General features: G+C 58.3%; 21 protein-coding genes. 9 read left to right on the top strand and 12 right to left on the bottom strand.

Annotated features, from left to right (window positions below):
- Nucleotides 1-7: 7 nt before the first annotated feature.
- From ACR0FB_RS08535 to ACR0FB_RS08505, 7 genes are read right to left on the bottom strand one after another with little or no spacing between them, the layout of a single operon-like run.
- Nucleotides 8-1,849 (bottom strand): V-type ATP synthase subunit A, encoded by a 1,842-nt coding sequence (locus tag ACR0FB_RS08535; protein WP_480619069.1) that lies wholly within the window; start codon nt 1,847-1,849, stop codon nt 8-10.
- On the bottom strand, nt 1,846-2,538 hold the full coding sequence (locus ACR0FB_RS08530) for a hypothetical protein (RefSeq protein ID WP_480619067.1): 693 nt from the start codon (nt 2,536-2,538) through the stop codon (nt 1,846-1,848). The genes ACR0FB_RS08535 and ACR0FB_RS08530 overlap by 4 nt, the downstream gene beginning before the upstream one ends.
- Before the next feature lies 1 nt (nt 2,539).
- Nucleotides 2,540-3,217 (bottom strand): hypothetical protein, encoded by a 678-nt coding sequence (locus tag ACR0FB_RS08525; RefSeq protein WP_171633464.1) that lies wholly within the window; start codon nt 3,215-3,217, stop codon nt 2,540-2,542.
- Nucleotides 3,217-3,660, bottom strand: coding sequence for an ATP synthase subunit C (locus tag ACR0FB_RS08520; RefSeq protein WP_152457528.1), 444 nt, complete (start codon nt 3,658-3,660; stop codon nt 3,217-3,219). The genes ACR0FB_RS08525 and ACR0FB_RS08520 overlap by 1 nt, the downstream gene beginning before the upstream one ends.
- Nucleotides 3,657-5,453: a V-type ATP synthase subunit I gene (locus tag ACR0FB_RS08515; protein WP_480619065.1), complete on the bottom strand. Its 1,797-nt coding sequence runs from the start codon at nt 5,451-5,453 to the stop codon at nt 3,657-3,659. The genes ACR0FB_RS08520 and ACR0FB_RS08515 overlap by 4 nt, the downstream gene beginning before the upstream one ends.
- Nucleotides 5,450-6,055: a V-type ATP synthase subunit D gene (locus tag ACR0FB_RS08510; RefSeq protein WP_480619063.1), complete on the bottom strand. Its 606-nt coding sequence runs from the start codon at nt 6,053-6,055 to the stop codon at nt 5,450-5,452. The genes ACR0FB_RS08515 and ACR0FB_RS08510 overlap by 4 nt, the downstream gene beginning before the upstream one ends.
- The gene (locus tag ACR0FB_RS08505; protein ID WP_480619061.1) at nt 6,033-7,394 is read right to left on the bottom strand and encodes a V-type ATP synthase subunit B; all 1,362 of its coding nucleotides are present in this window, start codon (nt 7,392-7,394) and stop codon (nt 6,033-6,035) included. Before ACR0FB_RS08505 ends, ACR0FB_RS08510 begins: the two co-directional genes overlap by 23 nt.
- A 245-nt stretch (nt 7,395-7,639) precedes the next feature.
- Between ACR0FB_RS08505 and ACR0FB_RS08500 the strand changes: the two genes are divergently transcribed.
- The 8 genes from ACR0FB_RS08500 (at nt 7,640) to ACR0FB_RS08465 (ending at nt 15,198) form a co-directional block, all read left to right on the top strand.
- Complete coding sequence (locus tag ACR0FB_RS08500; protein ID WP_171633478.1) at nt 7,640-9,379, top strand: ABC transporter substrate-binding protein; 1,740 nt, start codon at nt 7,640-7,642, stop codon at nt 9,377-9,379.
- 82 nt (nt 9,380-9,461) lie between these two features.
- Nucleotides 9,462-10,511 (top strand): ABC transporter ATP-binding protein, encoded by a 1,050-nt coding sequence (locus tag ACR0FB_RS08495; protein ID WP_171613596.1) that lies wholly within the window; start codon nt 9,462-9,464, stop codon nt 10,509-10,511.
- Nucleotide 10,512: 1 nt separating this feature from the next.
- Nucleotides 10,513-11,589 (top strand): ABC transporter ATP-binding protein, encoded by a 1,077-nt coding sequence (locus ACR0FB_RS08490; protein WP_171723543.1) that lies wholly within the window; start codon nt 10,513-10,515, stop codon nt 11,587-11,589.
- The gene (locus tag ACR0FB_RS08485; RefSeq protein ID WP_152457521.1) at nt 11,586-12,449 is read left to right on the top strand and encodes a carbohydrate ABC transporter permease; all 864 of its coding nucleotides are present in this window, start codon (nt 11,586-11,588) and stop codon (nt 12,447-12,449) included. Before ACR0FB_RS08490 ends, ACR0FB_RS08485 begins: the two co-directional genes overlap by 4 nt.
- Nucleotides 12,446-13,243, top strand: coding sequence for a carbohydrate ABC transporter permease (locus tag ACR0FB_RS08480; protein ID WP_152457520.1), 798 nt, complete (start codon nt 12,446-12,448; stop codon nt 13,241-13,243). Before ACR0FB_RS08485 ends, ACR0FB_RS08480 begins: the two co-directional genes overlap by 4 nt.
- Before the next feature lie 8 nt (nt 13,244-13,251).
- Complete coding sequence (locus tag ACR0FB_RS08475) at nt 13,252-13,653, top strand: DUF2160 domain-containing protein (protein WP_480619058.1); 402 nt, start codon at nt 13,252-13,254, stop codon at nt 13,651-13,653.
- A gap of 65 nt (nt 13,654-13,718) precedes the next feature.
- On the top strand, nt 13,719-14,114 hold the full coding sequence (locus ACR0FB_RS08470) for a BlaI/MecI/CopY family transcriptional regulator (protein ID WP_170346648.1): 396 nt from the start codon (nt 13,719-13,721) through the stop codon (nt 14,112-14,114).
- Nucleotides 14,101-15,198, top strand: a complete 1,098-nt coding sequence (locus ACR0FB_RS08465; protein ID WP_171633486.1) for a M56 family metallopeptidase — start codon at nt 14,101-14,103, stop codon at nt 15,196-15,198. Before ACR0FB_RS08470 ends, ACR0FB_RS08465 begins: the two co-directional genes overlap by 14 nt.
- A 10-nt stretch (nt 15,199-15,208) precedes the next feature.
- Here the strand turns inward: ACR0FB_RS08465 and ACR0FB_RS08460 are convergent, their stop codons facing one another.
- From ACR0FB_RS08460 to xylF, 5 genes are all read right to left on the bottom strand, one after another.
- Nucleotides 15,209-16,564: an MATE family efflux transporter gene (locus ACR0FB_RS08460; RefSeq protein WP_480619977.1), complete on the bottom strand. Its 1,356-nt coding sequence runs from the start codon at nt 16,562-16,564 to the stop codon at nt 15,209-15,211.
- 198 nt (nt 16,565-16,762) lie between these two features.
- Nucleotides 16,763-18,070 (bottom strand): xylose isomerase, encoded by a 1,308-nt coding sequence (gene xylA / locus ACR0FB_RS08455; RefSeq protein WP_480619056.1) that lies wholly within the window; start codon nt 18,068-18,070, stop codon nt 16,763-16,765.
- Between the two features lie 10 nt (nt 18,071-18,080).
- Complete coding sequence (locus ACR0FB_RS08450; RefSeq protein ID WP_171633864.1) at nt 18,081-18,878, bottom strand: ATP-binding cassette domain-containing protein; 798 nt, start codon at nt 18,876-18,878, stop codon at nt 18,081-18,083.
- On the bottom strand, nt 18,878-20,176 hold the full coding sequence (locus ACR0FB_RS08445; protein WP_171633491.1) for a sugar ABC transporter permease: 1,299 nt from the start codon (nt 20,174-20,176) through the stop codon (nt 18,878-18,880). Before ACR0FB_RS08445 ends, ACR0FB_RS08450 begins: the two co-directional genes overlap by 1 nt.
- Before the next feature lie 75 nt (nt 20,177-20,251).
- Nucleotides 20,252-21,271 (bottom strand): D-xylose ABC transporter substrate-binding protein, encoded by a 1,020-nt coding sequence (gene xylF / locus ACR0FB_RS08440; RefSeq protein WP_171633494.1) that lies wholly within the window; start codon nt 21,269-21,271, stop codon nt 20,252-20,254.
- A gap of 153 nt (nt 21,272-21,424) precedes the next feature.
- Between xylF and ACR0FB_RS08435 the strand changes: the two genes are divergently transcribed.
- Entirely contained in the window at nt 21,425-22,642 is a 1,218-nt protein-coding gene (locus tag ACR0FB_RS08435; RefSeq protein WP_171633497.1) for an ROK family transcriptional regulator, read from the top strand.

Genomic DNA, 22,642 nt, shown 5'->3' with positions numbered 1-22,642 from the left:
CTCCTGATCAAACCCCGAACTTTTCTCGGCACAGGTTCTCGATCTTTTGCCAGGTGGATTTGTATTCGGGTGTGTTTTCTGTCGCGTAGTGAAAGTTTTTCATCAGCCCGGTCAGTTGCGTAAACACCTGCCTTACCTCGGCCTTGTCGACAAAGACCGCCTTGGATTGCGTCACATCATACACAAGCTTGAACGTCTTTATCTGCCGTTCAAGCGGCACTGTCGCATCGACTGTGTCAAATGCGTCCTGCTGCAAGTAGACCATATCGACGAACAAGGCTTTCTGTTGGGTTACAAAGTCGTCAATTGTGACGCCCTCTTCCCCAGTGACCTGCATCATCTGATCGACCTGTTCGCCTTTTTCGATCAGGGCCAACAGGGTGCGCACTTTGGCTGTCCACCCCGGTTCGGCGTTCCTGTCATACCAGTCGGACAATTGGTCAGTATACCGAGACCAGCTGAGCATCGGATCGACCGCTGGATAAAATCGCTTGTAGGCGCGTTCGGATGACAACCCGAGGAAACACTTGACCGTCGACAAGGTCGACTGGGTTACCGGCTCGTCAAAATTGCCTCCAGCAGGCGAAACCGTTCCGATCAGCGTCAGGCTGCCAAGATCGCCGTCATTCGTTTTCAGCGCCCCGGCACGTTCATACAAACCCTTGATCGAGCTTTCCAGATAGGCCGGGAACCCCTCTTCGCCCGGGATCTCTTCGAGCTTGCCCGAGGTCTCGCGCATGGCTTGCGCCCACCGGCTGGTGCTGTCGGCGATCAACAAGACATCATAGCCCATCTGGCGGTAGTATTCCCCCAACGTGATCCCGGTGAAGATCGACGCCTCGCGCGCGGCAACCGGCATGGATGACGTGTTGCAGATGATGATCGTCCGATCCATCAGGCTGCCACCGGTGGTTGGATCGGTCATCTTCGGAAATTCCTCGATGGTCTCGACCACCTCACCTGCACGTTCGCCGCAGGCCACGACGATCACGATATCAACTTTCGCGTTCCGTGCGATCAGGTTTTGCAGCACGGTCTTGCCCGCACCGAACGGCCCGGGAATACAGGCGGTGCCGCCGCGTGCAATCGGAAAGAACGTGTCGATCAGCCGTTGCGACGTCAGAACCGGTTCCGTGGGATACAACCGCTCGGACAGTGCGCGCTTCAGTATGTTTTCCGGCAATGGTCGCCGAACCGGCCATTTCTGCAAAAGCGTCAGCGTATGCTCGCCACCGTCTTCGTCTTCCAGGCGGGCCACGATGTCATGGATCGTGGCCGCGCCTTTTTGCACCCAGACCACCTTGTACGCGCCGGTCCAGTTGAACGGCAGCATGATCTTGTGGCTGAAATGGCCTTCGGGCACCGTTCCGATACTGTCCCCGGCAGTGACCGTGTCGCCCACCTTAACGGACGGCGTAAAGGACCATTTCGCGTTTTCATCCAAGGGCGCGACATCTGCGCCGCGCGGCAGGAAGGTACCAAATGCTGCCGCCACCTTGGGCAAAGGCGACTGCAACCCGTCAAACACCTGCCCCAGCAGCCCCGGACCCAGCTCTACCGACAAGAGCTGACCTGATTGCTCCACCGGGTCGTCGACCGCCACCCCATCAGTGCTTTCATAGACCTGAACGTCCGCCATATCCCCACGTACGCGCAGCACTTCGCCCTTGAGCCTTTCCTGACGCCCACCGGGACCGGAACGCGAAGGCAATATGTAAACCACTTCGTTTTTGACCAGTTGACCGGGGTGGCCGGTCGCGTCCGGATTGGCCTGTATCCGCACAAGCCCTTCCTGAACCAGGACGACGCGTGCGGTCGATGAATGTTTGGCTGAGATTGGGGCTGTCATGCGCTTGCTCCCTCAAAATCGACATCAGCGAAGTCGGCCATGGCCTGTTGTGCCAGTTTCTCAAATCTCTTGGCGGCTTCCGCAGCGCTGCTTTGCGCCCAGCGGTCGAAGATGTTCCAGATCAGAACGTAGATGGCGACCGCCTCGAAATCGAACATGTGACGAGCCGCGTGCCGCTTGAGCTGCTTGTGGCTTATCGACAAAAGCAGACGTTCCAGACCCAGCGGATCTTCGTTTTCCAGCAATTGGGTTGCCTCTTTGATCCAGGGCATGAGCCGTTCCAGCCGAAAGCTGGGATCACCCCAATTGGCGGGGATGTGGCGGCTCCATCGTCCGACTCCGAATGCGCCTGAAGGTGCTGGTTCTCCGCGTTTCCGCAATCGCAGCGCCGCGACCACAGAGCGTAGTTCCATGCGTTCCATGAGAAGTTTACGCAAGGTGGGCTGAGGGATGTCCACCATCGCTTGTTTGCAGCGCTGGATCGCCTGTGCGTCGGTGACATCCATGTCGTAGGCGTTCCAGCTCAACGCGTGCTCGAGGATCTTCAGAACTTTGCTGTCCTCCGGTGTCAAAGCCGTCAATCGACGGTCCAGCCTGATACGTGACAAGGGCGGCTGCCTGGCAACGAACAACCGTTCCGAACCCGGAAGGCTGCACATCAACGTGATATAGGCGTCCTGCTTTGACATCTCAGCGGATGACCCCTTCCAGAACGGCGCGGAACCGGGGCTGCAAATGCTCCATCAACAGCGACGCCACCGCCTTATCCGTCAGGTCCAGAACAACACCCTGATCTTCTGCGCGAACGCGGATGCCTTCCTGCACATCATCGGCTGCGTGCAACTCGATATTCTCGCGCAGCATCTTCGCAGTCAGCCCAAGAACATATTTTGTCAGCTTGCCGGATTGAATGTCATCGGCGTTTTGCTTGATGTCTTCCTGCGTGGCGACCCGGGCAGGAAGAACGACGGAAACCCTGCCATTCAAATTTGCACCTTCCCCGGCCCGGCCTACCACCTCGAGGATCATCTGCCTCAGAAGCTCGGGATCGGACATCTCTTTGGTCACGAGGCGTTCGACGTCTGCCCTGAAGCGATCCGTCAGACCCGCCTTCATGGTCAGCACGGCATCCCGCATCGCCGTGTTCAATGCTTCTTCGCCGGCGGCCCTGTAATTATCTGTCTCCGTGCGGGCTTTCTTTTTCAACTCATCGGCTTCGCGCTTTGCCTCTGCCACGATGCGCGCGGCTTCGGCCTTGGCGTCTGCGCGCAATTTCTCGGCTTCGGCCTGACCAGCGGCAACCCCATCGTTGCGCAATTTGTCGATCAGCGCGTCAACCCCATGCGCAATCGTTCTGTCTTGTGCCATCAGCTGATCCCCGCACTGATGACCAACGCAAACACGAACGCAAAAACACCAAACCCTTCGATGATCGCGGCAGGGGCCAGAGCAAGGCCAAAAATCTCGGGCTTTTCCTTGGTCGCATTGATCGCAGCTGCACAGGCCCGACCCTGCCAGATGCCGCAATACATCAGCGCGATACCCGACAGGATGCCAATACCGAACAGACCGCCCGCGTTTTCAGGTGTCACGTCGCGGTTCAGGGTGAACATGATGACGATCCCATAGATGACCATCGTTGAGGGAAACGCGGATACACCCACGAAACGGCCATAGCCGCCCTCGGTTTCCGTCATGGCCCCGATACTGGCCATACCGGCGATCGAACACCCTATGGCGCTGGCCGCAGCCCCCAACGCCATTGGCGCATAGATACCCAGCCAACCCAGTGTAAGAACAAGCTCATTCATTCCTGAACCTCCTTGCGGGCAAATGGACGAAAGATGACACCTTCATCCGGCAGACCCCATTTAAAGAATTCGATGTAATTGAGACGCAAGCCGTGCACGACGCCGCTCATCATCGCGAGCGCGAAGTTTAATACATGACCTATGATCAATATCAGCAACCCAAACAGAATGCCCGGCCCCCTAAGGGCCTGCATGACCGACACCGCCAGATCATTGAACGTGATCGCCAGCGAGGCCGAAGCAAGGCCCAACGCGAAAAGACGCATATAGCTGAGAACATCCCCAAACGCGCCCATCGCCCCGGCAAGGCTTTGAACCCCTTCGAGCAAACGCCAGATCCAGTCCATCGGCCTCTGGATGACCCGCTCGCTGGAAAACAGGACAATCGCCACGATGCCGGCGGTCAGGATGGCTGCGCCCGGCACCGGAGACTTGCCGTTCATGTAGCCCAGCCAAAGGACAAACCCGCCGATCAGGGCCGCAATCCAGGCCAGATTGGCAACCGCCTTGCGTTGCCCCCACGCCACACGGGCCGCAAGGGCGTTGGCCAGGACAAGGTGGATAACGCCAACGACGATCGAGACCATCATCATCGCGCCGAAATCGTTCAAATCCAGCACCTTGAGCCTTGCCCAAATCGAGTCCGCAGCCGGTGATACCCCAAAATAGCTGCCCACCATGACCCCGTAAAATATCGTAACAGCCGCGATGATCAGGCCGAACAGACGCCAGGATCTTTGACCAGCGGTGCGGTCCATCCGTCTCCAAAAGGCCAGCACCGCCAGCAGGATGACAGCACCGTACCCGGCATCCGCCACGATCATGGCAAAGAAGATCGCGAAGGACGTCGAGACGATGACGCTGGGGTCCCAGTCCTGATATCCGGGCACTTGATAGAACAGCGCCAGATCGACAGCGGCCCTGCGGTTTTCAGGCTGCTCCAGCAAGGTCGGAGGCGCGTCGCCCGGCCCCGGATCTTCAATCAGGACGGCCGAGCCCTTGGCGTTTGCCATGGCAAGAACAGCATCCACCTGATCCACGGGAACCCACCCCTGCAAAGCAAATAGTGCCTCTTCGTCGCGTACTTTCTGCGTTGCATGGGCAAGCTCGGCGGCACTTTCGGCGACGGACAGGTTCCGGCGCATCAGTGTCAGATAGCGCGTCAGCGCCAAGCGTTCGGCTTCCAACGCCTCGAGGGTGATCTCGGCCTCTTCCAATTGGGCCTCAAGCTCGTGTACCGGCAGCGAACCGACATGGGTTCGCGGAACAGGAAGAACACCATCATCGGGTTCGTCAGGTGAAATCAGAACGGCGTAAAGGTACCGGTGATCTTCCTCCAATATTGCCCAAGGAAGCTTGACCTCGGACATGGCATCCCGGTGCTTCAGCGGCAGCTGATAGAACCACAGCCTGTTGCCAGCCAGCGCATCGGTCGGCGGAAAATCCAAATCACCCCAGGGTCGCACCTGGGCGATGCGATGCGCCAGAAAGTCACGCCGGTCCATCGTATCCCGAACGCGCCGCATGAGGTCGGTCACCTCGCGCACGAAACGATCCATGTCGAAATCAGGCGCACGCTGGACCTGGCGGCGCGGGTCAGGCACTTCTGCAAGGAAACGCAATGCCTTATACGCCTCTCTTGCACCGCGCTCACTGATCTTTTCCGGCTCTTTCGGTGCGGGAACAAGCGGCAAAACATGCATGCAGCCAAGGGCCTGAAGCGCCTCAAGCGTTTCCGCCTTTCGGGCAGCAGGCCCGATCAGAGACATCTTTTTCAGACGCGCAACGCTCATGTCAAAGCCTCCTGCGCGTGTTTGCGTTTCGATATCTTCGACCGCACGACGGCCTGCATCTGTTCGTCGCTCAGGTAAATGCGGATTTTCTTGATGTTGGCTTTGGCGCGCGGGATCAGAACCTTTTCGAACAAGTTTACCCGCTGGGTAATGGTGGCCACCGCCTTGTCAAAGATTCGAACGCGTTCTTCGGCAATCTTCACCCGCACCCGCGCTTCGATGACGTCGTGCAGCAAAAGCGCAGCGGCATCGACCCAATGGGGCTTGGCCAAAACGGAATACGGGCGCACCACCAACTCGATCCGATCAAGGTCAGGCAGTTTGACCCCTACCACATTGACCTCTTTGACCTTGTAGTCCTTGAGTTTGACCAGCCCATCCAGAGCGACACCCTGCTGGGCCAGCATCGGCAGCTTTTCGCCAACCTGCTGCACCAACGCCTGCACATTTTGCTCAAGGCGGTCGACCTCTTCCCGGGCCCGGACCCGTTCAGCCATCAACTGTTGTCTCTTCAGGTCCAGCGACGGCAAGAACCGCTCATAGCTTTTCAGCTGCGTCTGCTCGCGCGCAAGCGACGATTTATTCAGCTGCAACCGCGCCATTGGCATCCTTCGGGAAATACTTGTCGATCAATGCTTGCTTCATCAGCAACTGTTCCGGCGCAAAACACTCTGCCAGCGTCTTCCAGCCCACATCCAGCGCCTCTTCCAGCGGGATCGAAACATTGATGTCCATGAACCGAGACCGGAACAGGCCGCCGAATTTCAGCAATTGGTGATCATAGTCTGACAGGTCGAAGGCCATCGCCTGTTTTTGCGAGGCATCGCGGCTTTCAGAATAGAAACGGATCATCGTGTTCATGATCTGCCCGTGATCTTCACGGGTGCTCTTGCCGATCACGTTCTGCTTGAGGCGCGACAGGCTGCCGAACGGATCGATCACGCCGGAATGCAGATAGAACTGCCCTTCGGTGATATAGCCGGTGTTGTCAGTCACCGGGTGGGTTACGTCGTTGCCGGGCATGGTCGTGACGGTCAGAACCGTGACCGACCCGCCTTTGGCATAGTCACAGGCTTTTTCGTATCGGCGCGCAAGCTGCGAATACAGGTCCCCCATATAGCCGCGCTGAGATGGCACCCTCTCCTGACTGATGCCTACCTCTTTCATCGCGTCAGCATAGGCGGTCATGTCCGTCAGCAGGACCAGCACGCGTTTGCCCTCTTCCACAGCGAACTTCTCGGCCACTGCCAATGCCATGTCCGGCACCAGCAGACGTTCGACCAAAGGATCCATCGCCTGATTGACGAACATGACGGTGCGCGAAAACACACCTGCATCTTCGAACGAGGTACGAAACGTGTGGTAGTCGTCAAAAATCAGCCCCAGCCCGCCAAAGATCACGATATCCGCGTCGGCCTGAATACCGATTCGGCTGAGGAACGCGTTGAATGGCTCGCCTGAAACCGAGAAGATCGGAATTTTCTGGCTCTCGACCAATGTGTTGAACACGTCGATCATCGGCACATCCGTGCGGATCATTCTGTTTGGAACCGCGCGTTCCGCCGGGTTGACGGTCGGTCCGCCAATATCGATGTGCGGTTCCGCAGACAGGTCGGGGCCTCCATCAATGGCCACACCGGCGCCATCAAAAACGCGGCCCAGAATGTTGGCCGAATAAGGTGTCTGCATTGGGTGACCGAGAAAGGTTGCCGTTGCTTCGGTCGATATGCCCTTGGTGCCGGAAAACACCTGCAACGTGACGATATCCCGGTCGATGAAGATCGTCTGGGCCAATGTTTTTCGGCCATCCACCGTCTCGATCACAGCGAGGTCGTTGAACCGGACAGCCGACTCTCCTTTGTTCTGGATCGGAACCCGGACTTTGATTGTGTCCCCGACGATTTCCAGAACACGCGTGTACTTCAACAGACTTCGGGACATTGCTTATCCTCACTGTTCCAAGTCGTTTTTCGTAATTCGCGCCGCACGTCTCAGCGGTAATTTTTGTAATGACAATCCTAGCTTACAACGAATTCAAAAATTGGCAAACGAGTTCGGCCCCGCCCCTTTCGAAATGCCTGAACGTCAATTACTAAATTTTTAGTTTGACACATACGCAAGAAATCGCTGATGCTGTGCGTCATCCGGTTTCCGCCGGAGAACCATAAATTTTTGGGAGGAGACAGATGCGGAGACATCTACTTTCCGCAGTGGCGGCGGCTGCCGTCATTGCGGGGCACGGTCCTGCTTGGGCCGACGAAGCCGCAGCACAACGTTGGATCGACGACGAATTCCAGCCATCGACCTTGTCGAAAGACGAACAAATGGCCGAGATGCAGTGGTTCATCGAAGCTGCACAGCCTTACGCAGGTATGGAAATCAATGTCCTGTCCGAAGGTATCCCGACACATTCCTACGAATCCGAGGTGCTGACCAAGGCGTTCGAGGAAATCACCGGTATCAAGGTCAACCACCAGATTCTGGGTGAAGGTGAAGTGGTTCAGGCCGTTCAAACCCAAATGCAAACGGGTCGCAACCTGTATGACGGCTATGTCAACGACAGTGACCTGATCGGCACCCATTCGCGTTTGCAGCTGGCCTATCCGCTGACGGACATGATGGGCGGTGACTGGGCCGCGACGACTTCGCCGACGCTGGATCTGGATGACTTCATGGGCATTCAGTTCACCACCGGACCGGACGGCAAGCTGTATCAGCTGCCCGATCAGCAGTTTGCGAACCTGTACTGGTTCCGCAAGGACTGGTTCGATGATGAGGCGAACAAAGCCGCGTTCAAAGAAAAGTACGGCTATGATCTGGGCGTTCCGGTCAACTGGTCCGCGTATGAAGATATCGCCGAGTTCTTCACCAATGATGTGAAAGAAGTCGATGGTACCACGATCTACGGCCACATGGATTACGGCAAGCGCGCGCCCGACCTCGGATGGCGCATGACCGATGCCTGGCTGTCGATGGCCGGTGCCGGCGACAAGGGCGAACCGAACGGTGTGCCTGTCGACGAATGGGGCATCCGCATGGAAGCGGGCACCTGTAACCCTGTTGGCGCTTCGGTGTCGCGTGGTGGTGCTGCAAACGGTCCGGCTGCGGTCTATGCGATCCGGAAATGGGATGAATGGCTGCGGGCCTATGCGCCTCCGGGTGCCGCGTCTTATGACTTCTACCAGTCGCTGCCCGCACTCAGCCAGGGCAATGTGGCCCAGCAGATCTTCTGGTACACGGCCTTCACCGCCGACATGGTCAAGCCGAAGTCCGAAGGCAACAACACCGTGGATGACGAAGGCACGCCGCTGTGGCGGATGGCACCAAGCCCGCACGGCCCCTATTGGGAAGAAGGCCAGAAGGTTGGCTACCAAGACGTGGGGTCCTGGACGTTCCTCAAATCGACCCCCTCGGATCGTGCCCAGGCAGCCTGGCTTTATGCCCAGTTCGTGACCTCCAAAACTGTCGACGTGAAGAAGTCCCATGTGGGTCTGACCTTCATCCGCGACAGCTCGGTCAACCACGAGTCGTTCACCGAACGCGCACCCAAGCTGGGTGGTCTGGTCGAGTTCTACCGCTCGCCTGACCGCGTGGCATGGTCGCCGACTGGCATCAACGTGCCGGATTATCCGAAGCTGGCCCAGATCTGGTGGCAGCAGATCGGTGACGTGAACTCGGGCGCCTTCACCCCGCAAGAGGCGATGGATCGTCTGGCCGAAGAGATGGACATCACCATGGCCCGTATGCAGGCCGCGGATGAAAGCGCCGGTGTCTACGGCGGCTGCGGTCCACGCCTGAACGAGCCGCAGGATCCGTCCTTCTGGTTGGAAAAAGCAGGTTCGCCCAAGGCCAAGCTTGAGAACGAAAAGCCGCAAGGCCAGACTGTCAACTATGACGAACTGGTTCAGCGCTGGCAGTCTCAGTAAGCCGTTGAAACCCGGGGGTGCCGCATCAGGCACCCCCACTTCAAGACCAGTGCATTGCACTGAAGGACCGGAACCCACGGACATGATCGAACTTCAAGACGCGACCAAAAGGGTCGGCAACGTCATACATATCAAGCCCACAAACCTGACCCTTCAAACAGGCCACTTCAACGTGCTGCTGGGCGCGACGGGCTCGGGCAAGACCTCTCTGATCAAGATGATGGCCGGGCTGGACCCGATCGCCTCGGGCAAGGTCCTGATGGATGGGCAGGACGTCACACGGCTGAATACGCAGAAGCGAAAAATCAGCCTCGTGCACCAGTTCTTCGTGAACTACCCGCATATGACCGTATTCGACAACATCGCCTCGCCCCTGCGCGTGGCAGGCATGGCGCAATCCGAGATCGAAGGTCGCGTGGAAGAGGCCGCCGACCTGCTGCAACTGCGACCGATGCTGCACCGCCGCCCGCACGAGCTGTCGGGTGGGCAACAACAACGCACAGCGCTGGCGCGTGCCATTGCCAAAGAAAGCCGCGCCGTGTTCCTTGACGAACCGCTGGCCAACCTTGACTACAAACTGCGTGAAGAACTGCGCGAGCAGCTGCCCGACCTGTTCGCAGGTCGCGGGGCCGTGGTGGTCTATGCCACGTCCGAGCCCGAAGAGGCGCTGCTGCTGGGCGGCTACACCGCCCTGATGGAAGATGGCCGCGTGACCCAGTTCGGGCCAACCGCTGACATCTATCGCAACCCCGAGAACATCGCCGCCGCGCGGGTCTTTTCGGACCCGCCGATCAATGTCGCACGCATCACCGTTTCCGCTGCGCAGGCGCAACTGGCTGGTGGAGGTGGCTGGGCCGTAACCGACATGGCCGACGGAGATTACATGGTCGCGGTGCGGCCGCATCGCGTGACGCCGTTCCGTACGTCTGACGCGGACGTGGAACTGACCGGCCGCGTGATCGTGACCGAGCTTTCGGGCTCGGATTCCAGCGCGCATTTCCAGCATGGCGAAGACGCTTGGGTGTCGCTGGCCGCCGGGGTCCACCCCTATCAGGTGGGCGAGGACCACACATTCTTCATGAACCCGGCCCATTGCCGGTATTTCGGCCAAGACGGCAAAAGGGTGGCCTGACATGGCACAGATCAAACTTTCAAACCTCCGCCACAGCTACATGCCGTCGCCAAAAGGCCCCGAGGATTATGCGCTGAAGGAAATCGACGTGACCTGGCGTGATGGCGGGGCCTATGCGCTGCTGGGGCCGTCAGGCTGCGGCAAGTCCACGCTGCTGAACATCATCTCGGGCCTGCTGACCCCGTCCGAAGGGCAGATCCTGTTCGACGACCGTGACGTGACCGCTCTGCCCCCTGATCAGCGCAACATCGCACAGGTGTTCCAGTTTCCGGTGATTTACGACACGATGACCGTGGGCGAGAACCTGGCCTTTCCGCTGAAGAATCGCGGCGTCGATCCGGCGTCGATCAAGCGCCGCGTCGATGCGATCGCTGAGATGCTGGATGTCACCGACATGCTAAACACCCGTGCCAGCGGCCTCAGCCCGGACAACAAGCAGAAAATCTCGATGGGTCGCGGCCTGGTCCGCGACGACGTGAACGCGGTGATGTTCGATGAACCTCTGACCGTGATCGACCCGCATCTGAAATGGAAGCTGCGGTCCAAGCTGAAAGAACTGCACCAGCGCGTCAAGGCGACGATGATCTATGTCACCCACGACCAGACCGAGGCCCTGACCTTCGCGGACGAGGTCGTGGTGATGCAAGAGGGCGAAGTGGTGCAGATCGGCACCCCGGTAGAATTGTTCGAGCGCCCGCAGCATACGTTCGTGGGCCATTTCATCGGCTCGCCCGGCATGAACGTGCTGCCTTGCGAAGCGCGCGGCGACCGCGCCCTGTTCGAAGGGCACGAAGTCATGCTGGAAGGTCCCATTCATGGTGATGGCGGCCGCACCGATCTGGGTATTCGCCCGGAATATGTCGGCTTCGGCGAGACCGGCATCCCGGCGCATGTGACCAAGGTTTCCGACATCGGTCGCCACTTTGTGGTAAGCGCGATGGTCGGCAATACCGCCCTAAAGGCCGTGACCGAACACAGCGCGCCCGAACCCGGATCACAGGTCTTCCTGCAATTCAAACCCGAACAATCCCGCGTCTACCGCGACGGCTGGATCGCAACCGAGGAGCGGGCCCAATGAGAACAGAAAATCAAAAAGCGTGGTTCTTTGTCCTACCCGTGCTGGCACTGGTCGCGTTCAACGCGTTGGTGCCGATGATGACAGTGGTCAACTATTCGGTGCAGGAAACCTTTGGCAATAACCAGTTTTTCTGGGAAGGCCTGGGTTGGTTCGAACAGATCCTGCGGTCGGACCGGTTTCAGGCAGCACTTGGACGACAGTTCCTGTTTACTTTCCTGATCCTGATCATCGAAGTGCCTCTTGGCATCATCGTGGCCCTGTCTATGCCGCGCAAAGGTTTCTGGGTGCCTGTCTGCCTGGTGCTGATGGCCCTGCCGATGCTGATCCCGTGGAACGTCGTTGGGTCCATGTGGAACATCTTCACCCTGCCCAAAATCGGTCTGTTGGGATATTTCCTGAATGACGTTCTGGGCATCAACTATGACATGACGCAACAGCCGCTTTCGGCCTGGATCACCGTCATCGTCATGGATGTCTGGCACTGGACGTCGCTAGTCGTGTTGCTGTGCTATGCAGGCCTCGTGTCGATCCCGGACGCCTACTATCAGGCGGCCAAGATCGACGGCGCAAGCCCATGGTCGGTGTTCCGCTACATCCAGCTGCCCAAGATGAAGACGGTTCTGACGATCGCGGTCCTGCTGCGGTTCATGGACAGTTTCAACATCTATACCGAGCCCTTCGTGCTGACCGGGGGTGGGCCCGGCAACTCGACCACCCTGCTGTCGATCGACCTTGTGAAGATCGCGCTGGGGCAGTTCGACCTTGGCCCTGCGGCTGCGATGAGTCTGATCTATTTCGCCATCACGCTGCTGGTTTCGTGGCTCTTCTACACCCTCATGACAAAGGATGACGCGCAATGAAGAAGCGGTCTCTCATCCCGATCCTCTATATCGCGTTTCTGATGCTGCCGATCTATTGGCTGGTGGCGATGTCCTTCAAGACTACGAACGAGATCCTGTCGGGCTTTTCCCTGTTCCCCCAGACCTTTACGCTGGAGAATTACATCACCATCTTCACGGACCCGACGTGGTACTGGGGCTATATCAACTCGATCACCTATGTGACGTTGAACACGGTGCTTTCGGTCAGCGTTGCCTTGCCCGCTGCCTATGCGTTTTCGCGGTATCGGTTTTTGGGCGACAAGCAGCTGTTCTTCTGGCTGCTGACCAACCGGATGGCCCCGGCAGCGGTCTTCGCCTTGCCGTTCTTCCAGCTCTATTCTTCGATCGGCCTGTTCGACACGCATCTGGCTGTGGCACTGGCGCATACATTGTTCAACGTGCCGCTGGCAGTTTGGATTTTGGAAGGCTTCATGCGGGGAATTCCAAAAGAGCTGGATGAAACCGCCTATGTCGACGGCTATTCCTTCCCGCGTTTCTTCGTGACGATCTTCCTGCCCAATATCAAAGCGGGCGTGGGCGTGGCGGCCTTCTTCTGCTTCATGTTCTCGTGGGTGGAAATGCTGCTGGCCAAGACACTTACGGCGGTCGAGGCCAAACCCATCGCCGCCGTGATGACCCGCACCGCGTCCAGCGCGGGCTATGAATTGGGCCTGCTGGCCGCCGCCGGCACCCTGACCATCATCCCCGGCGCCATCGTCATCTGGTTTGTCCGCAACTACATCGCGCGTGGTTTCGCGATGGGACGTGTGTGAGGTTCGATATGCGTAAACTTCTTCTCACCCTTCTTTTCCTGCCTTCCACGACCTTTGCCCAGCAGGCCGGATGGGGCAGCGTCGGCCAGCCAGAGGAAAAAGGCTTTTCCTGGACTGCGCCACTGTGGCCCGACTTCTGGATGGCCTGGACCCCGGCGACACTTGCCGTATTTGTCGGCATTTTTTCGGCCATCGCAATGATTGGCATTCTTGAGGGCTTCAAGTATCGCGATGGCATAGAGCGGCGCGGTGTACTGGGGCTGACAACCACATTGGGCGATCGGCTCTTCATCACCCTTCTGGGGTCCGCCTATATCTTCCTCGCCTGGCTGGGCCTTGTCGGGCAGCCGGTATGGACACCTCTTTTCCTGTCTATCGGCTGGGGCGTTTTTGTGTTCTGGAAAGTTTAGACTTTGAGAAATCGCGAAAGGATGCTTGTCTGTCAGGCATACTAAACATGACAACACCGAGATCGATGCGAAAGAAAAAGACAACAAATCTGCTGACCGAGGTTGAACTGGAGTTCATGAACGAGCTCTGGGCCCTCGGGCAAGGCTCGGTGCGAGATGTCCTGGACCGCCTGCCTTCGGAGCGCAATCTGGCCTATACATCCGGTGCCACGATCCTGCGTATTCTGGACGAGAAAGGTTTTGTGGAAAGCCGCAAGACAGGAAAGACCCTGATCTATACGCCGCTTCTGGAAAAGGACAGATATCAGGCCCGGTCTTTGCAAAACCTGTCCCGCACTCTGTTCGACGACACACCCGCCACACTGGTGGCCCGGCTTGTCGATGATGCGGGGCTGAGCGAAGCCGACCTGGAGGAAATTCGAGCACTGGTAGAAAGGAGACTGCAAAATGACAGCGGTTAGACCGGTTCTCGACACGTTTATCGAACTCAACATCGTGCTGGCCTTGTCAGCCGTCATCTGGCTGGCGGCCCGCGCAGCCCTGACCCGAACAGCCCTGCGCCACAGCTATGTCGCGCAGTTGCGTGCGCTCAAGGCGCTGTGCGTGTGCGTCCTGATCAGCCCGTTTCTTGCGTTGGGCGTGTCATCATTCGCCTCTTACGCATGGCCGGGCAGCGCCATGGCGCTTGGCGACATCGCCGTTGCCGCCTATCTGCGCGGCGATATCGCCATGCCCGCCACCCAGTTCGAGGCCTTGCTGAACACCCGTGAACGGTGGGTGGACCTTGCATTGTCAGGGCAACAGCCGGTGATCACTGCCCTTGCAACGCTGCTTGTTTTGGTCGCCGCCCTGTTTGCGGCCCGCGCTCTGAGGGACGCGGCGATGATCCGTCAGACAGTCAAATCCAGCTTTCTTTGGCGGCAGTCGGCCAAGGTAGACATTCGTCTTTCGGATCGCATCACCGTACCGTTCGCTGTGCGCGGATTGCGCCGTCGCCATGTCGTTCTGCCAAGCCATCTGCTGGATACCCCGCACGAACTGCGCTTTGCTTTGGCGCACGAGCTTCAGCATGTTCGGGCCGGTGACGTGGAATGGGAACTGGGCTTTGAAATGCTGCGCCCGTTGTTGTTCTGGAACCCAGCCTATCTGATGCTCAAGTATCAGTTCGGCCGCTTGCGTGAACTGGCATGCGACCAGTCCGTGGTGGCCCGCAAACGGATCGATGCGCGCGAATACACTTCCTGCCTGCTGGATTATTGCGCGCGTACGATCTCGGCAAACAATCCTCGCGTTCTGAATGTTGCGTTTGTGACGGGCGGCAAGGCCAAGCGCGTGCTGCGTCAGCGCGTGCTTGCATTGACCGATGCACAGCCGGCGGTGCCCACCCTGCCCGCTCTGTTCCTGGGGATGGCATTGACCTTCGCCACCCTTCTTGCATTGGGGTCTGCGTCGATCCAGCAAACGCAGGACTGGAGCCATGACCGCCTGATGCTGTCAACCGTGGTCAATCTGGAACGGCTGGAAGCACGCAATCAGGGGAACTGATCCGACCTGATCACCAGCCGCGACGCCCGAACAGCGAATGAAGCCGACCCTGATCTGAAAAAGGCTCGAGCGCTTGCGAGCGCTCCAACCGCGCCACGACCCGCGCGACCATAACCCAGCCTATGACTGCAAAGATGACGCCTCCAAACGCCTGCCCCAGCAGAACGCCGGATGCGCCGGCGATCTGTGAACCAATCGTCGCGAAAACCCAAGTGCCGATAGTGTGACGACCCCAGTTTATCCATGTGGAATAGACCGGATGCCCCAGATTGTTGAAGCTGGCATTTGTCACGAAGATCACGCCATTGAAGAACGAAGCCAAAGCCAACGGACCGCAGAACAGATAGATCAGACTTCGGGTTTCGCCCTCGGCTGCGAACAAATCTGCAATCGGGGCGCGCAGCAAAAACAAAATGGCCGACATGCAAACGACATAAAGGGCCGTGAACTTGATCCCTGCCAGAAAGGCAGCGCGCACACGATCGAACTTTTCGGCCCCGAAATTCTGCCCGATGATTGGCCCTATCGCGCCTGACAGAGCGAAGATGACCGAAAACGCCACCGGCAAAAGGCGCCCGATCACGGCCATGCCCGCAACCGCATCCGTTCCATATTGCGCGATTTCCCGCACAACGATTGCATTGCCGATCGGCGTGGCGACATTTGTCAGCACCGCTGGAATTGCAATCGCCCGCACGGGTCGCAAATCCTTTGCAACCTGCTTCAGTGAAGGGTGCGCAAATCCCCGATGCACCCGAAGCGCTGGCCACAACGCCGCCCCCAACATGCACAGCCGCGCCAGGACCGAGGCGATAGCGGCCCCATCCAGCCCCAGCCCGACCGCAAAGATCAGTATCGGGTCCAGAACCGCATTCACCACTCCGCCGTAGATCGTGGCCATCATTGACCTCGGCGCATCGCCATGAGCGCGCAGCACGGCCATCGCCGTCATCGCAATGGACATCACGAACATGGTCGGAAGGATGATCGACACATAACGCGTCGCCAGACTCAGAACCTCTCCTTCCGCGCCAAGCAAGGACAGCAGGTAGCTGAGGTTAAACAAGACCAGTCCCGAGGTCGTCAGCCCGGCAATCAGCCCGATAACGGCCACGCTGGACGCGTAATGCCTTGCTTGTTCAGCCCGCCCGGCCCCCAGTTCGCGCGCAACCAGCGCCCCGGCGGAAATCGACAATCCGATATTGATCGCGTTGGTGAAAAACAGCAGCGTCCCGGCATAGCCCACCGCCGCCGCCAGCGCATCGTTGCCCAACATCGAGATGAAGATCATATCGACAAAGTCGACGGCAAAAATGGCCATCAGGCCAATGCTGGTGGTCAATGACATGCGTGTCACATGCAGCATCAGACTGCCGCTCAGAAACACCGCTTTGCCTGCCGATTGATCCGCCAAAACCCTGCTCGCCCCACTTGTTCGACCCCGACGGGCCTTTGATGCCGATGCGCCCAGCAAGGGAAAGCCCCGGGCAACGCTGAAGCAAACTCACGCGTTTCCGGGGCATTGTACACAAGTTATTTTAAGGACCGGCTGATCCCACGGGGATCAAACAAAACGGTTCACGTAGTTCTCGAGGACTTCCTGACGCCCCGAGCGCGGATCTGGATTGAGATCCTCGGCCAGCACCCGCGCTGCAATCTCGTCAAGACCAGAGGTCAGCATTGCCTGCGCCTCGGGCGTATTCCAGCCCGCGTACCGATCAGCCAGCGCTTGTTCCAATCCGCCATCTTCGATCATCGCTGCCGCTGCTTTCAGGCCCCGGGCACAGATATCCATCCCGCCCACATGCGCGGCGATCAGATCTTCGGCGTCGATCGACTGCCTGCGCAGCTTGGCATCGAAATTGGTACCGCCGGTGGTAAATCCACCCGCTTTCAGGATGTGGTAATAGGCCAGCGCAACCTCGGGAGTGTTGTTGGGGAACTGATCCGTATCCCACCCGGATTGATAATCGTTCCGGTTCATGTCGATGGAGCCCAGCATCCCTTCGGCTGCGGCTACGGCAATCTCATGTTCAAAACTGTGCCCCGCCAGAATCGCGTGACCCTGTTCGAGGTTCAGTTTGACCTCATTCTCAAGCCCGTATTTGCGCAGGAAACCGATGCAGGTCGCGGCATCGAAATCATATTGGTGCTTTGATGGCTCCTGCGGTTTGGGTTCGACAAGGATCGCACCTTTGAACCCGATCTTGTGCTTGTACTCGACCACCATGTTCAGGAACCGGCCCATATGATCCAGCTCGGTTTTCATGTCAGTGTTGAGCAGCGTCTCGTACCCTTCGCGCCCGCCCCACAGCACATAGTTTTCGCCGCCCAGTTTGTGGGTGGCATCCATGCAGGATTTCACCGTGGCGGCAGCAAAGGCAAAGACGTCGGGGTCGGGATTGGTGCTGGCACCGCCCATCCAGCGGCGATGGCTGAACATGTTGGCCGTACCCCACAACAGCTTGGTGCCGGACACTTGCATCTTTTCACCGATATAGTCGGTGATCTCGTTCAACGTGTGGAGATTTTCGGCGAAGTTCCCCTGTTCAGGTCGGATATCGGCATCATGCCAGCAGAAATAGGGCTGTCCCAGAATCTGGAACATCTCGAACGCGATATCGGCCTTCATCTTGGCGCGGCCCATGTCATCCTGTGGGTGCCAGGGGCGCTCGAAAGTGGGGCCGCCAAACGGATCTCCACCCTCCCACGCGAAGGAATGCCACCACGCCACGGCAAAACGCAGGTGATCCTCCATGCGCCTGTCCAAGATGATCTCGTCCGGGTTGTAGTGGCGGAATGCGAGCGGGTTCTTGCTGTCCTCGCCTTCAAATTGGACTTCTTCAATTCCCTGAAAAAAACCGCTCGTCATTTCGCTTACCTCATTCCGTCTTTTCGCCGGGCTTTTTGCCCAGAATGATCATCGACAACAGATCGTCATCGGTGACGTCTGCGATATCGACCGTTCCAACCAATTGCCCGTTCTTCATGACCGAGGCCCGGTCACACAGCTCCATCACCGCGTGTACATCATGGTCGATCAGGAAAATCCCGATCCCCTGCGCCTTAAGCTGTTGGATCAGGTCCGCCACCATCTGTGTTTCGTGCGGACCAAGTGCGGCCGTGGGCTCGTCCATGATCAGGATACGCGCGTTGAAATACACCGCCCGTGCAATGGCCACCGATTGACGCTGACCGCCCGACAGGGCCGAGACCGGATCATTGAACTTCTGAAAGTTCGGGTTCAGCTGCGCCATGATCTTGCGGCATTCCGCCTCCATCGCGGCGTCGTTGACCAGGCCAAAGGGCGTGACCATTTCGCGGCCCAGAAACAGGTTTGAACTTGCATCAAGGTTGTCCGCCAGCGCCAGCGTCTGATAGATCGTCTCGATATTGTTGGCGCGCGCGTCGCGGGGGTTGTTGATCTCGACCTTCTTGCCGTCGATCAGGATTTCGCCATGGTCCATCTGATAGGCGCCCGAAAGAACCTTGATCAGGGTGGATTTACCGGCCCCGTTGTGGCCCAGAAGGCCCACGACCTCGCCCGGGTAGAGATCTACCGACACATGGTCTACCGCCTTGATACCCCCGAAGGAAATCGAGATATCGCGCATTTCCACCAGCGGAGGCTGGCCGGACCCACGGCCCGAAGCTTGGTTCTGTGTTTCTTGAGCTTGCATCATTTCGCCCCCAGACGTTTGCGATAGACGATGTCGATATAGACGGCCAGAACCAGGACGGTGCCGACGACAATGTTCTGGAACGGCGCGTCAACGCCAACCATGGCCATGCCCGATTGCAGCGCCTGCATGATCAACGCGCCAAGGATTGCGCCGTAGATCGTTCCGATGCCGCCGGACAGCGCGGTTCCACCAATCACGGCAGCGGCAATCACGCGAAGCTCATCCAGCGTTCCGATATCATTCGAGTGATTGGCCAGCCGGGCCGAGGCCACAACCGCCGACAGCGCGCACAGGAACCCCATCAGGGCAAAGATCTTGACGGTCATCAAACGGGTGTTGATGCCCGACAACTCGGCCGCGTCCGGGTTGCCGCCGGTGGCAAAGATGTAGCGGCCAAAGCGGGTTTTGCGGGCCACGACGGTCAATGTCACCGCCACAATGATCAGGATCAGGACCGAGATCGGAATGCCGTATCCCACAACCAACCCTTCCGGCATGGTCTCGCCGCGCGCTTCGAACATGCGTTCAAGACGACGGGTCGGGATCGCATAGCTGTTGACGATCAACACGTACCCCATGATGGCAAGGCCGATGATCCCGGCCAGCGTTGTTTCAGCCCAGACCGGCTTAACAGGGAAACCATGAGCGGCTTTGGACCGACGGCCGCTCCACAACGCCCAGATCGCAACAGCCGTGGCGGCAAGGCCGAACAGGAGGCTGACGGTTGTTCCCAAGGTTCCGTTTGTCCCCCCGAACATCAGAAACGTGCTGTCCAGCGGGCCGATCGTCTGGCCGTCGGTCATGTACCAGGCGACGTTGCGCCAGACCAGAAAACCGCCAAGCGTCACGATAAAGGCTGGGATGGTCAGATACCCCACCATCCAACCGTGGAACGCGCCGATCAATGTGCCGACCACAAGGCCCACAACCAAAGTGATCGCCCAGGTCGCCGGGTGGTTCAAACCCATTCCCAATACGTTGGGCAACAGCTCGGTCTGGGTCATCGCCATCACGGCAGATGTGGTCGCCAGCAGCGCCCCAACCGACAGGTCAATGTGGCGCATGACTATGATGAACACCATGCCGCAGGCCATGATCGCAACCGAGACAGTCTGGATCGACAGGTTGAACAGGTTTCTAGGCGTCAGAAAGCGGCCATCCGTCACGATGTTGAAGCCAATGCACAGGATGATGAAGGCGCCGATCATGCCCAATAGCCGCATATCCAGTTCCAGTTGCTGAAACAGGTTGGCCTTTGCTTTTTGGGGTACCGGCTGAGACGAAGTTTCGGTCATATCCGATCTTTCATGTTCAGCTATGATCTCTGGCCCACCCTTGCGGGCCAGAGATATTATGGTTTGGAACCTGGTTTAGTTACAGGGTGCAGGGCCGTTTTCGACGCCCTGACACAGGTCTTCCAACGGAATCCAGCCAGCATCGACCACGACGGACAGGTTGTCTTTGGTGATCGGTACAGGCGCAAGGAAGACCGAGTTCATCTCGGTCCCACCGGGCGAAGTCCAGCTGATCGCGCCTTCGACATCCGCAGGGCTTGTTCCGTTGCTCAACGCAACCGCGATTTCACCGGCAGCTTTGCCCAGCTCACGCGCATCTTTCCAGACCGAGACGGTCTGCGTGCCCTTGGCAACACGATTCAGCGCCGCGTGGTCGCCATCCTGACCCGAGACCGGAATGCCTTCCATGCCCTGCGCGGTCAGGGCTGCAACAACGCCACCAGCAGTACCGTCATTCGAGGCGACCACGGCATCAACGTTGTTTTCATTCGCGGTTAGGATCTGTTCCATGTTGCGCTGTGCATTCGCAGGCAGCCAACCGTCGGTGTAAGCTTCACCCACGATGACGATATCGCCGCTGTCAACGGCGGCCTGAATGATCTCTTGCTGACCGCCGCGCAGGAAATCCGCGTTCGGATCCGTGGGCGAGCCCTTGATCATCACATAGTTGCCTTTCGGCATCGCCTCGAACACCGCGCGGGCCTGCATCCGGCCAACTTCAACGTTATCGAATGTCAGATAGAAGGCACGATCATCTTCGATCAGACGGTCATACGCGATGACCGGAATGCCTTCGTCTGCCGCCGCCTGCACAGCCGGGCCGATGGCCTGGGAATCCTGCGCCAGAATGATCAGCGCATCAACGCCCTGAGCGATCAGACTTTCAATATCCGACAATTGCTTGGCAGAAGAAGATTGGGCATCAGACGAGATGTATTCCGCACCGCCCGCTTCCAGTGCAGCCTTGATCGCCGCTTCGTCGGTCTTCCAACGCTCTTCCTGGAAATTCGACCAGCTTACGCCGACCGTGGGCTCTGCGAATGCGGCTGTCCCCATCAGGACCGCCACGACAGAGGCGCTGAGAATTCGTTTCATGATTTCCTCCCGGTTTCATTGGGCCATCGTTTCATGATTCGTGGCCCCGATAATTCTGAGTAGCATATTTATTTCAGTCGGTAAAATATTTATGCTATCGGTAACTGAAAAAACCACCTAGGTTGAAACAGGGATCAGATTCGCGAGGGCAAGATGCTGAAAAGCAAAGCTTCTTCAAATGCCACGGACCAAAGGAACGTCACTCGCCTGCGCGTTCTGGAAAAAATCCGGGCCACAGGCACCATTTCGCGAATCGACATCGCCAGCGCGTTGGAGACCAGCCCAGCGACCATCACGACCGCCACTGCCGATCTGCTGTCTGCCGGTCTGATTGAGGAAATAGAAAGCGAAACATCTTCCAAATCAGCGCGCCGCGGCAGACCGCGGGTACAATTGAAACTGAATGGCGCGTCACATCTGATTGCGGGCGTGAAAGTCGCCCGCCAGCAGGTTTCAGTCATTCTCGTGGATTTCGAAGGAACCGAAATCACTTCGTACACGCATCCGCTGGACCAAGCCCGCATGGCCCCGAATGCGTTTGCCAAAAAGATCCGCGCCGTGCTTGATCAGGCCTGCGCCTCGGCAAACCGATCCCTTGCCGATTTGTCAGGTGTCTGCATCGGCATCGCTGGCCTTATCGATGCAAATCAGAACTTCGTGCATTGGTCATCTTCGCTGACGGAACGAAATGTGGATTTGAGCCCGCTGTTGTCCGAGGTGCTCCCCTGCCCTGCCTTCATCGAAAACGACGCCAATCTGGTCGCAAAGGCAGAACAGCTTTTCGGATTGGGAAAGGGGCTGAAGAATTTTTTGGTTGTTACGATCGAACACGGCATCGGCCTGGGCATCGTTCTTGATGGCAAGCTTTATCGCGGTGAACGCGGATGCGGCGCAGAATTCGGGCACCTCAAAGTTCAGTTGGACGGCGCCTTGTGTCAGTGCGGGCAGCGCGGATGCCTCGAGGCCTATGTGGGGGAATACGCCCTGATCCGCGAAGCCACGATCGCCAGTGAAGCAACGGATCCCCGCACTCTTGTCGATATACTCGCGGCAGCAAAAGCCGGCGACGCCCGATCCATTTCCGTTCTGGCCCGCGCGGGCCAAATGTTCGGGATGGGGGTTTCGAACCTGATCAATCTGTTCGACCCCGAATGCATTATCCTGTCCGGCGCCAGAGGTCGCTTTGATTACCTGCATTCGGACGAGGTGATGGCACGTGTCCAAAACGGCGTCGTCAGCGTCGACGCGCCGTTGCCGGAAATCAAGGTCAACCACTGGGGCGATTCAATGTGGGCAAAAGGGGCAGCGGCTTATGGGATTGAACAAGTCTCTATCCTGAAGGTCAGGGAACTGGCGGCTCATGCGAACTAA

It is taken from the genome of Ruegeria sp. P10 (assembly GCF_056534925.1).
Note: the sequence above shows the minus strand (reverse complement) of the source record. Positions and strands in the feature narration are given on the sequence as shown.